This window comes from uncultured Methanobrevibacter sp., from assembly GCF_937898925.1.
Taxonomy (GTDB): Archaea; Methanobacteriota; Methanobacteria; order Methanobacteriales; family Methanobacteriaceae; genus Methanobrevibacter.
On the sequence record NZ_CALDKF010000041.1, the window covers coordinates 16,075 to 28,080 of the forward strand.

General features: G+C 34.6%; 10 protein-coding genes and 1 pseudogene. All 11 read left to right on the top strand.

All coding sequences use genetic code 11. The annotated features are described in order from the left end of the window. Positions 1-586 precede the first annotated feature (586 nt). The 11 genes and pseudogenes from Q0409_RS03245 to Q0409_RS03300 all read left to right on the top strand — a co-directional run bounded on the left by Q0409_RS03245 (position 587) and on the right by Q0409_RS03300 (position 11,981). Positions 587-1,582 carry a methanogenesis marker 2 protein gene (locus Q0409_RS03245; protein WP_298535101.1) on the top strand — a complete coding sequence of 332 codons (996 nt, stop codon included), beginning with the start codon at positions 587-589 and terminating at the stop codon, positions 1,580-1,582. 521 nt (positions 1,583-2,103) lie between these two features. Beyond that, positions 2,104-2,931 (top strand): amino acid ABC transporter substrate-binding protein, encoded by an 828-nt coding sequence (locus Q0409_RS03250; RefSeq protein WP_298535018.1) that lies wholly within the window; start codon positions 2,104-2,106, stop codon positions 2,929-2,931. A 178-nt stretch (positions 2,932-3,109) separates the two neighbouring features. Then, positions 3,110-3,763 (top strand): amino acid ABC transporter permease, encoded by a 654-nt coding sequence (locus Q0409_RS03255; RefSeq protein WP_298535020.1) that lies wholly within the window; start codon positions 3,110-3,112, stop codon positions 3,761-3,763. Between the two features lie 11 nt (positions 3,764-3,774). Further along, positions 3,775-4,514: pseudogene (locus Q0409_RS10375) on the top strand (amino acid ABC transporter ATP-binding protein). Positions 4,515-4,857: 343 nt separating this feature from the next. Beyond that, positions 4,858-6,414, top strand: a complete 1,557-nt coding sequence (locus Q0409_RS03270; RefSeq protein WP_298535027.1) for a methanogenesis marker 3 protein — start codon at positions 4,858-4,860, stop codon at positions 6,412-6,414. Between the two features lie 2 nt (positions 6,415-6,416). After that, entirely contained in the window at positions 6,417-6,896 is a 480-nt protein-coding gene (locus Q0409_RS03275) for a methanogenesis marker 6 protein (protein WP_298535029.1), read from the top strand. A 59-nt stretch (positions 6,897-6,955) separates the two neighbouring features. Beyond that, entirely contained in the window at positions 6,956-7,462 is a 507-nt protein-coding gene (locus tag Q0409_RS03280; RefSeq protein ID WP_298535031.1) for a methanogenesis marker 5 protein, read from the top strand. A 1-nt stretch (position 7,463) separates the two neighbouring features. Next, complete coding sequence (locus Q0409_RS03285; RefSeq protein WP_292787888.1) at positions 7,464-8,699, top strand: methanogenesis marker 15 protein; 1,236 nt, start codon at positions 7,464-7,466, stop codon at positions 8,697-8,699. 50 nt (positions 8,700-8,749) lie between these two features. Beyond that, positions 8,750-9,316 carry a methanogenesis marker 17 protein gene (locus tag Q0409_RS03290; protein ID WP_298535033.1) on the top strand — a complete coding sequence of 189 codons (567 nt, stop codon included), beginning with the start codon at positions 8,750-8,752 and terminating at the stop codon, positions 9,314-9,316. Between the two features lie 332 nt (positions 9,317-9,648). Further along, complete coding sequence (locus Q0409_RS03295) at positions 9,649-10,539, top strand: radical SAM protein (protein ID WP_298535035.1); 891 nt, start codon at positions 9,649-9,651, stop codon at positions 10,537-10,539. Between the two features lie 398 nt (positions 10,540-10,937). Beyond that, complete coding sequence (locus Q0409_RS03300; RefSeq protein WP_292787882.1) at positions 10,938-11,981, top strand: NAD(P)-dependent alcohol dehydrogenase; 1,044 nt, start codon at positions 10,938-10,940, stop codon at positions 11,979-11,981. Positions 11,982-12,006: the final 25 nt, after the last annotated feature.

Consider the following 12,006-nt stretch of genomic DNA (forward strand, 5'->3'; position numbering starts at 1 on the left):
CTTGAAGAACTGTTAGTTGAACATGGATCTAGTGAATACGAAGAAGTTTACTATGATGAAGAGATTTATCTTGATGATGAAGTCTATCCTGATGAAGAGGATTCAATTTATTATGATGAAGTTCCATTTGAAGAAACTGCAGATGAACCTTTAGTTGAGGAGATTTATGTTGAGCATGATGTAGTTGATTCTCCCGTTGAGGAGATTTATGTTGAGCATGATAATGATGGCCATTTAGTTGAGGAGATCTATGTTGATCATGATGAGGAAGTCATTTATGAAGATGTTCCTGTTGAAGAGGTTTATTTAGATGAAAATATAAATGAGGTTTCTCCAGAAGAGCCTGTTGATGAAGTGTCTGTTGATGAAGATGCAGATGAAGCTGATGGATGGGCTGAATATATTGAAGAGGAATTTGGAGAGTCTATTGAACAGTCAGAGGATGAAAACAAACAGGATTAACTTTTTGATTTAATTTATTAAATATTTTTCTTAAAATTATTTTATTATTTACTTTAATTATCATTTAATTCAATTATTATTAAATTCAATTATTATTTCAATTCAATTATTTTAAATTATTTTTATTATTAAAGGTGTAATGATGGATTTTGAAGAACTTGTTAAATCACTTCAGGAATTTGTAGGAGTCAGCCGTAAGAATTCCATTGAGAAAGTTACAAAAACCTTAGGTGAAGTTTATAATATCTCCGGCGAAGTCCTTCTTGATTTTGGAGATGACGCTTCAGCTATTGACATTGGAAACAATCAGGTTATATTGCTTGCAGCAGATGGGATTTGGGGCCAATTGATGAGTGTAAATCCTTATTGGGCAGGTTATTGTTCAGTGCTTGTAAATGTTAATGATATTGCTGCTATGGGTGGAAAGCCAATAGCTATGGTGAATACAATGTCCATTTTCGATGATGAGATTTATGATGATCTTCTTCAAGGAATTGTGGATGGATGCAAGAAGTTCAATGTTCCTATGGTTGGAGGACACCTTCACCCTGATTCCGAATTCAATTCATTGGATGTGGCTATTGCAGGGATTGCTAAGAAGGATTCATTGATAACCTCTGCAGGTGCAAGCGTTGGTGATAAGATCCTTGTAGCTATTGATACTGATGGAAGGCAACATCCTCAATTTGCTTTAAATTGGGACACTACCTATGAAAAGGATGACAAGTTGGTTCAAGATCAAATAAAGGTCATGCAGGAAATTGCAGAAGCGCATCTTCCTACAGCTGGGAAGGATATAAGTAATCCCGGAACATTAGGCACTTTAGAGATGCTTCTTGAGGCATCTGGTGTAGGTGCTTGCGTTAACCTTGATTTGATTCCAAGAAATCCTGATGTCTCTTGGGAAGATTGGTTAAGGGCTTATCCTGGAGCAGCTTTTGTATTGACTGCCAAAGAGGAAAACTGCCAAGAGATCATTGATACTTTAACTCCATATTCATTTGAAGTTGCTGTTGTTGGTGATGTGATAGAAGAGAAAGTTCTTTATTTGGAACATGGCGATGAAAAAGCAGTTTTATTCTCTCAGGAAAAGAATCCTGTATTGAAAATGAATGAATAAATTAATTTTTTCAATTTCAATTTTTTTTTAATTTTTTCTAATATTTTTTTAATCCTATTTTTTTAATTTTTTCTAATATTTTTTTAATCCTATTTTTTTAACTTTTTCATTATTTTAATTAATTGTTATTTATTTTGCTTATAATAATGTAATTATTCTTTATTTTCTTTTTATTTGATTCATTGCCCTTTAAAATTTTCATTTTTTCAAACATTTTCTTTTGTTTTTATTATATGAAACAGATTTTTACTATAATTTCTATTTTTATTGAAAATTTTTATCATATTGTTTTATAATTTTTATTAAAAATTATTCATTTTCTAATTTATTAAAACTTAAACAATATTTATTATTTTTTGCTTTTATTTGTCATAACTTGCATTTTTGACCCTATTTTTAATATTTTTTTGATTAAATGACACTATTTTATATAATATGATTTTCTTAAATAAATATGTAGATTAGATTTTTTATCTATCTAATTTATAATATATTATAAATTAAAAATATTTGGTGTAAATATGAATAAAAAAATAGGAATTATATTAGGAGCTGCATTATTAGTCTTCTTATTAATCGGTGCTTCCAGCGCAGGTTGGTTTGATTTCTTAGGTGGAGATGAAGCAGCTACTGATAACGATGACAGCACTTTAGTTGTTGGTTTCGACGCAGAATTCCCTCCATACGGATACAAAGATGACAGTGGGGAATATGTTGGATTTGACTTAGACTTAGCTCAAGAAGTCTGTGACAGAAATAACTGGACTTTAGTAAAACAGCCAATAGACTGGGATGCTAAAGACAGTGAATTAGACTCTGGTTCTATCGACTGTATTTGGAACGGATTTACCATCAACGGTAGAGAAAACGATTACACCTGGTCTGAACCATACATTGACAACAAACAAGTTATTGTTGTAAAAACTGATTCCGGTATCGACGATTTAGATGACTTAGAAGGCAAAATCGTAGAAACCCAAAAAGATTCCTCTGCATTAGCAGCTCTTGAAGGAGATCAAAAACCTTTAGCAGACACCTTTGATTCCTTAACTCAAATTGCTGACTATAACACCGCATTCATGGACTTAGAATCCGGTGCTTGTGACGCAGTTGCAATCGATATTGGTGTAGCTCAATACCAAATCAGCCAAAAAGGCAGTGACCAATACAAAATATTAGATGAAGAAATCTCTTCTGAACAATATGGTGTAGGTTTCAAAAAAGGTAATGAAGAATTAAGAGACCAAATCCAAGCTACTTTAGACGAAATGTTTGAAGACGGAACTGTTGCAAAAATCGCACAAAAATACGATGAATTTGGTGTTCCAGGTTCTCTTATTCAAAAATAAGTGATATATTCTTAGTTTATGCATAATTTATTATGTATAAACTTTTTTTTATTCTTTATAAATCCAGTAAGTTTAGTAAATTTAAATAAATTATTTAAAAAGCCTATTTCTGTTTAAATTCATTTAAATAATTTATTTAAGTTTATTAGTGATTTATATTTATTTTGGAGAATTCTAAATGTTATTAAGTAAAATTATTGAAGAATTGATGTGGGGTATGGGCACTTCCATTGAAATATTCTTGCTTACTTTACTCTTTTCCATTCCATTAGGTCTTGTAGTGGCCGCTGGAAGAATGAGCAGTTTTAAGCCATTGCAATGGTTTATGAAAGCTTATATTTCAATCATGAGAGGTACTCCATTGATGCTGCAATTGATTGTGGTGTTCTTTGGACCATACTATATTTTCGGCATGACCCTTTCAAGGGATTTCAGGATGATTGCAGTTATCATTGCATTCACCATCAACTATGCAGCATACTTTGCAGAAATTTTCCGTGGTGGAATCGAATCCATTCCAAATGGTCAGTATGAGGCTGCACAGGTATTGGGTTACAATAGGTTAGAGACATTCTTTATCATTATCTTGCCTCAAGTAGTCAAAATAGTGCTTCCTTCAATTACAAATGAGGTCATTACTTTAGTAAAGGACACTTCTCTTTCATTTGTGCTTGCTATTCCGGAAATGTTCACTGTTGCAAAACAGATTGCAGCAGCTGAAGCATCCATTTCAGCATTGCTGATTGCTGGTGGTTTCTATTATGTATTCAATGCGATTGTAGCATTTGTGATGGAACGCTTTGAAAGGAGATTGGATTATTACGATACATAGGGAGAGATATCATGAGTTTATTGGAAGTTAAAAATCTTAAGAAAAGTTTTGGTGACAATGTAGTATTAAAGGATATCTCTTTCAATGTTGAAAAGGGAGAAGTGTTATCCATTATTGGTCCTTCAGGATCAGGTAAATCCACATTGCTTAGATGCATTACCGATTTGGAAACTGAAGACAGTGGAGAAATCAATTTTGATGGAACATTTGGATTAGTGTTTCAGAACTTCAACTTGTTCCCTCATCATTCTGTAATGAAGAATATTGCAAATGCCCCTATAAGGGTTCAAAAAAGAGACAAGGGTGAGGTTTATGCTCATGCTAGAGACTTGCTTAAAAAGATGGGTCTTGAAGATAAGGAAGATGCTTATCCTTCTGAACTCTCTGGTGGACAGCAGCAAAGGGCATCCATTGCAAATATCCCAAATGATACAAACACGGTATGCAAATGCTGCAAAGGGTATCCATTGCAAGGGCATTATGCGTGAATCCAGATATTCTGTTTTTTGATGAGCCTACTTCTGCACTTGACCCTGAGCTTACCGGTGAGATCTTGCAGGTAATCAAGGATTTGGCTGCAGAGCGTATGACAATGGTAATTGTTACCCACGAGATGAACTTTGCTCGTAATGTCTCTGATACCATCATTTTCATGGAGGGTGGAGTCATTGTAGAGCAAGGATCACCTGAAGAGGTATTCTCATCAGACAACCAAAGAATGAAAGATTTCTTAGGTAAATTCTATGAATAGATAGAATTTACTCCAAGCTTTTTGAGGATTCTCCTCAAAAACCTTGACCAAAAGATTTCTATTTTTTATTTACTTTTTCCTATTTTTTTTAAAAAATTCTTATTATTTTTAGTTCTTTTTTTATTTCATTTTTTAAATATGATTTTTAATATTCATTGTACTATTTTTATTATTAAAATTAATTTAAAAACTATTTTATATTATTAATAATATAAATATATTTAATTTATAAAATTGAGGTATTTTTTAATTTTTTAATAATTGAATTTACTCTCATTTTATAATATTGTCAAATTTTAACTTTAGATAATAATTATTATTTTATAAATAAAGAGGCAAGCCTATGCTAATTAAAATTAATGGAGAAGATGTGGATATTCCTGAAGGTTCTACCATTAAGGATGCAATTGAAATCTCAAATGCTCCTTACAAGAAAGGAAGTATCGTTTGTCTTATCAAGGGAGAAAGCGAAATACAAAGCAATATCCTTAAATATAAGATCAAAACACCTAAGGGAAGTATTCTCATTGAATTGGAAGTTTCTGAAAAATCACAACCTTTAACTGATTTCTTCAAGGAAAACTATTCTCAGTTTATCTCTAATAATGTTCGTTGGGAAACATCTAATGAAGTGGCTATAGGTCCTGTAAGCTCTAATTTTGAACCTTCACATGACGAATTTGCATATTTCGACAATGAGGTTCTAATCAGCTTATCTGGATTTTCTGCTGAGGCCACTCATATAATCTTTGTCAAGGATGACCACCGGAACGTTTATGGTGTTCCAAAATACAGTGACCGTGGAGTCTTTGCAAGGGTTATAGGTGGAAGAAAAACATTGTTCTCCCTTACTGATGATGATGAAATCCTAGCTATTGAACCTGTAATTGAGCGCAGTACAGTTAGAGAGAGTACTGGTGGTTCAAACTTGGATGAAGTCTTGGAGGAAGGAAATCAATTGTTCACTTATGTTCTATTTGAACCTAACTTCAATTCTCCCAAATCTGTTGAACACTTGTTTTCACTCATTAGGAATGACAAGATAGAAGTCAGCTTTGAATCCAACTCATTTGTAGGGTTCTATGAATTGACTGGTTTAACTAAGGAGAAGGAAGAGATCACTGAACGTAAAAGAGGAACAGTTACCTTGAGAAATGATGGATTCGGTAAAGGTAGAGTTTACATTTATAGAGAAGACAGAGTAAGAGCTGAAACCCACACCAATTTAGCTACCGTCAAGCAAGGAATGGAATTGTTTGATATAGCAAAAGAAGGGGATTTCGTTACTGTAAGAAGCAGTCCTGACAGAATCATGCTTATGATGATGACTCAAAAAGAGGCAGAAGAAAAACTTGCATCATTAGGCATCAAGCATATCAGAACAGGCAATGAGGATGATGATGCGATTGTCGTGACTCAGGAACCTGAAAGCACTGTTGGCATCATAGAAGCTGGTGAAGTTACTACCTTTGGTCTTGCAAGTGATGAGCTCTTGAAAGTCAAGTTAACCGATAAGGCTCCAAGAACCAGGTGGTACTTGGAAAAGATCACTGGATTGGCAGAAAAGCCTGTTGGAACATTGAAGGTTTACTTTGCAGTGCCTGACATGAACATGTTCATGTTCAATGGTGATAACGATGAGTCCAAGGGACTTATTCCTGAAAACAATCCAACTGATATTATGAAGGCTGGAGAGATAGGTGTAACAAACATGTCCAAGAAGAATGTGGGACTTATTGGTATAAGAACTATTGACACCACTGATTTCGGACCTACTGGTGAGCCTTTCTCAGCTACAAATATTGTCGGTGAAGTTGTTGGTAACATTGAAGGCTTGAACAAGCTTAAAGACGGAAGCACTCTTTATATTCACGAAGTTTATGATGATGAGGAGGAATGATTATGCCTGCAAATTTATGTATAACTCCAGATTTAGGTAAAGAGGATATGGATCCAGAAGTTTCAACAAGGATGATCATTTTAAGTTCAAAGGCAAATGTAAGTGAAAGTGAGGTAGTGAACTTCCTTCATATGCTTAATTTGCCTATTACAATCAAATGGACTTGTTATGGGGCTATGATTAGTGGAAAGGATGAATATGTGAGAGAAGCTATTCGTGAACTCCGTAAATTAGACCCTTATGGAATTTTTACAAAGGAAAGAGGTTTTGCTCCAGGTGACCCAAGAAGATGCAGAGGTCACAGATACGGACCAAGAGAAGGTTTCCACCAAATGGAAAAGGAATTCAGAATTCTTGATTATGTTGGAGAAGCTTTAAAGAATCCAAGAGAAGTGGAAATAGAAAAGAAGGAACCTGTTTCTGTTGATTACTTCAAAGAGATTTTAGCAGAAGAAGAAAATAAAAAAGAGGATGATAAATAATAGAAGGCAAATTGGAATAGGATATTTGCTTTCTTATTTAGATTTAAGAGGATGATATTATGGTAAAAGTAGCTATTTATCCACCAAATTCATTGGTTCTAGCTGACTTGATTGAGAGAAAAGGTCACACTCCTTTAGCTCTTCAAAAACAAATAAGACAAAAGATTAAAGATCCGGAGATTGATTCTCCTCCAATGAACATTACAGAAGAAGATCCAATTAACGGATTGAAATATGCAGCTATTGAAGTGCCTTCAGGGGTTCGTGGAAGAATGTCCATTATTGGACCTCTTATAGATGCGGCAGAAGCAGCAATCATTGTTGATGGCGCTCCATTTGGTTTTGGTTGTGTAGGATGTGCAAGAACAAATGAATTATCAATTTTCTGTTTACGTAAAAAAGACATACCTGTCTTGGAAGTCACATACCCTGATGATGAGGATGGAACAAGATTAATGGTAAATCAAATCATGGACTTCCTTGATTCCTTGCCTGGTGGCGGAGGAGACCTTGAAGGAGACAGTGATGTTTTAGGCGAACCAATTGCAAATAAAGGAGGAAAATAATATGGTACAAATTGCATTGGTTTCCTGCGGTACCGAATATAGTGGTATCCAAAAGGAAATAGAAAAGGCAGCTTTAAAATTTGGAGCAGAAATTATTCTTCCTGAAATTGATTTGGATTACATTAATGAAGCTTATGAGAAATTCGGTTTCTCTGCTCAAAGTTCAAGCTTAAAGCTTATGATTGCAAGGGCAATGTCTATTGTAGAAGGAAAATGCAAACCTGATGCAGTATTCATTGCTACCTGTTTCAGATGTGCAGAAGGAGCATTGGTCAGAAACGAAGTAAGACGTTTCATCCAGAACAATACACGTATTCCAGTAGTAACTTATTCCTTCACTGAAAGGACAAAAGCGGACGAGCTATTTATCCGTATGGAAGCATTGGCTACCACTGTTACACGTAGAAGCATTCTTGCTCGTGAAAAGCAAGAAGGACTTACCCTTGGACTTGACTCAGGTTCAACAACCACAAAAGCGGTTCTTATGGAAAACAACAAGGTTATCGGAACCGGTTGGACTTCCACAAAAGACATCATTGCATCTGCTCAAACTGCAGCTGCAGAGGCATTTGAAGGCACTGGCTACAAATGGGATGATGTTGATGGTATAGGAACTACAGGTTACGGTAGGTTTACCATGGGTCAGGAATTCGGAGCAGAACTTATTCAAGAGGAATTGTCTGTAAATGCAAAAGGTGCAGTATACTTGGCTGATTGTCAAAAAGGTGAAGCTACAGTACTCGATATCGGTGGTATGGACAACAAGGTAATTACCGTAAACAACGGTATTCCAGACAACTTCACCATGGGTGGTATCTGTGCAGGTGCATCCGGCAGATTCTTGGACATGACTTCAAGAAGGTTAGATGTGGACATTACAGAACTTGGTCCACTTGCAGTGCAAGGTGACTGGAGAAAGGCTATGCTTAACTCCTACTGTATTGTATTCGGTATTCAAGACTTGGTTACCACTCTTGCTGCTGGAGGATCTAAGGCTGATGTAGCGGCTGCTGCATGTCACTCTGTATCTGAGCAAGTTTATGAACAGCAATTGCAGGAAATTGACATTCGTGAACCTTTAATCCAAGTAGGTGGAACCAGTTTAATTTCCGGACTTGTTGAAGCGGTAAGTGAAACTTTAGGTGGTATTGAAGTTATCGTGCCAGAATACTCACAACACATTGGTGCAGTAGGTGCAGCATTGCTTGTATCTGGTATGGGAAATAGACATGAATAGATTTAAGCTTAAAATAAGCTTTTTTCTATTACTTTTAAAGAAGTGATTATATGTATATTGAATCAAATGACCCTGAAGGAGCAAAAGTCTATGATATGATTATCAGACAAATCTTGCAGGATTTGGTCTTGCCACCTTCCATAGATGACATGCGTGCTTATGTCAATCCAGATGAAGTATGCTTCATTATAGCGATAAAGATGAGAAAGACTTCCCAGCACATTACATTAAAGGAAGTTGCTAAAGTAAATTATGAAGCGGATGATGATACCACTGTTGTTTTGATAGATAATGAGAACTATCTTCCAAATATTCTAAGAACCCTTTGGAAAACCAACGGTAGGGAAAACGTTCACCAGCCAAGCAGATATGTCATTCACATGAAAGGGGAGCATGAAGTTTCTGATTTGGTTGTAGATGATCCTCATGAAAACCTTAAGAGAAGGATTTATGATGCAATATTCAGAATAGTTCCTGAAGGATTCAAGATTATGAAGGACATTTCCCGTGGAGATATCGTTTCTGTTATAGCTACTGATGAGCTCATTAAAGATGAATGGGTTGAAAAGGCTGAAGAGTATATTGTAGAATTGAATACTCCTAAAACTTGGGATTAAATTTAATTCGTATAATTGATTAAATCTTTTTAGATTTAATCCATTTATTTTTTTAAATCATTAAATTTTCATTTTTATGAGGTTGTTTTAATTTTTTGTCCAATTTTACATTGATTTTTTAAAACGGTTCGTAATTTCCAATAGTTTGTTCGTATATATTAGAAACAAATAGGAAGCTTTAAATACTATATTGTTAATAACAATAGTTATAAGTTTAAGCGTAAAATGAATAGATTTAACGAATAAATTTTGTAAATTGTAGTGGGATTAAATTAAAATTGGAGAAAAAATTAAGTTAATTAAATTATTAAATATTGTGTTGAGGTAATACTATGACTAAAAAAGATATAACTTGTGGAGGAAGTCATAAAGGTGCAAAATTTGCACACATTACAAAAGTGCATCCATGCTATAATGAAAAATTGCATGATAAGGTAGGAAGAGTTCACGTGCCAATCGCTCCTAAATGCAATATTGGATGTAATTTCTGTATAAGATCAATTAATACTGAAGAGGACAGGCCTGGAGTTGCAGGTTCAATCATGGATGCAGATGCTGCAGTGGAACATGTATTGAATGTAACTAAAGACAGTGCAATCACTGTTGTTGGTGTTGCAGGTCCTGGTGATTCATTAGCTAACGAGGCTACCTTTGAATTCTTTGAAAAAATCAATGAGGTAAAACCAGATTTGATCAAATGTATGAGTACAAATGGTCTTTTGCTTCCAAAATACGCTGAAAGAATTGCAGAACTTGGTGTAAATACTGTAACTGTTACAGTAAATGCAGTGGATCCTGAAATCCTAAAGGAAATCAATGGTTTCATTGTATATGAAGGAAAGGCTTATAAAGGACTTGAAGCAGCTGAAATTCTTTCCAGAAACCAACTTGAAGGAATCAAAAAGATTACTGACCTTGGTGTAGTCGTTAAGGTCAACATTGTTCTTATTCCAGGATTGAATGATGAGCATATTGTGGAAATAGCTAAAACCGTAAAAGAATGCGGTGCAGACTTGGTAAATGTCTTGCCACTCATTCCATTAAACAAGATGGCAGATTATCCAAGACCTGGTTGTGGAGAGATTGAAAAGGCACGTAGTGATGTTGAAGAGTATCTTCCAGTATTCAGAGCATGTACCCAATGTAGAGCAGATGCTTATGGAATTCCTGGTAAGAAACACGAAGACCATCACATAGGAAATGCTCCTCAGTCTCACTTTTAAGTGATTAGAAACTTATCTTTTTAATTTTTTTAATAGGATTATTTATTTCCTATCTTACTTTTTTATAACTTTTTCTTTTACATTTTTTTAATTATTTTTTCTCATTTTAGCTATTTGTAAATTATTTTTAATTTTTTTTTATTCATTTTTCCGATTTTTCTTTAAAATTTTTTATTTCATTTATATCATTTATTAAGATAAATGAACAATGTTTATCATTTTTTTATAATTTATAGATAAAATATTAGTTTATTTCATATTTGCCGAATAATTTTTAGTTATTTTTTGATATGTTGAATAATTTTTAATTAAAATAGTAAAATTTAATATTAAATAGGAATATAATATTACATGTAAAATTAAATAATAATTTTACTTTAAAAAATTGAGGGATTAAAATGGCAGAAATGATGAAAGCTTGGAGGATAAATGAATTAGGAAAACCTCCTGTAATGGAGGAAGTACCTATACCAGAACCTACTTTTGGAGAAATCTTAATTAAAATGAAAGGTGCAGGAATGTGCAGAACTGACCTTGAAGTTATTGATGAAGGATTCATCACAGTTCCATTTGAAGGACCATTCACATTTGGTCACGAAAATGCAGGTGAAGTTGTAAAACTCGGACCTGGAGTAGATACTGTCGAGGTTGGTCAAAACGTTATTGTAGACACATTGCATGCATGCGGTAAATGTCAATACTGTCTTTCAGGTCGTGACAACTTCTGTGAAGTTGCAAGTGCACGTGGTCTTAAGGAAGACGGAGGTATGGCAGAATATATGATTGCTGATGCAAGAGAAGTTGCACCTTTAGGTGACCTTGACCCTACAGAATATGTGGCATTGGCAGATGCAGGTTTATCTCCATATGGTGCTGTGCAAACCGCAAAACCATTCATTCCAAATAACGGTACTGCAGTGGTTATCGGTGTAGGTGGACTTGGATTCTACTGTTGCCAATACTTGGCATTAACAACTTCCGCTCGTGTTATTGTAGTTAACAGATCTGCTGAAAAAATGGCTAAAATGGTTAACTATGGTGCTGATGAATTGGTTGTTTTAGATGACAATGCATATGACAAAATCATGGAATTAACTAATGGCAAAGGTGTAGATGCAGTATTTGACTTTGTAGGTAGAGACAACACTTTAGAACTTGCAGCACAAATCACCAAAGGATTAGGCCTTATTTCCATTTTAGGTCTTGGTGGAGGAACACTCCCAGTAAGCTGGACTACAGTTAAACCTGGTGTAATGGTAAGATTGACTCAAGGTGGAACCATCACTGACCTTTATGAGATCATGGACTTGGCAAAAGCTGGAAAGATTAAGGTTGAAGCTCAACAATATCCATTCAGTAAAGTTCTTGATGCTCTTGATGACTTAAGAAACGGAAGAGTTGAAGGTAGAGCTGTTATCACCTTTGAAGAATTTGACGAATAAATTTTATAAGGACTTTATGTCCTTT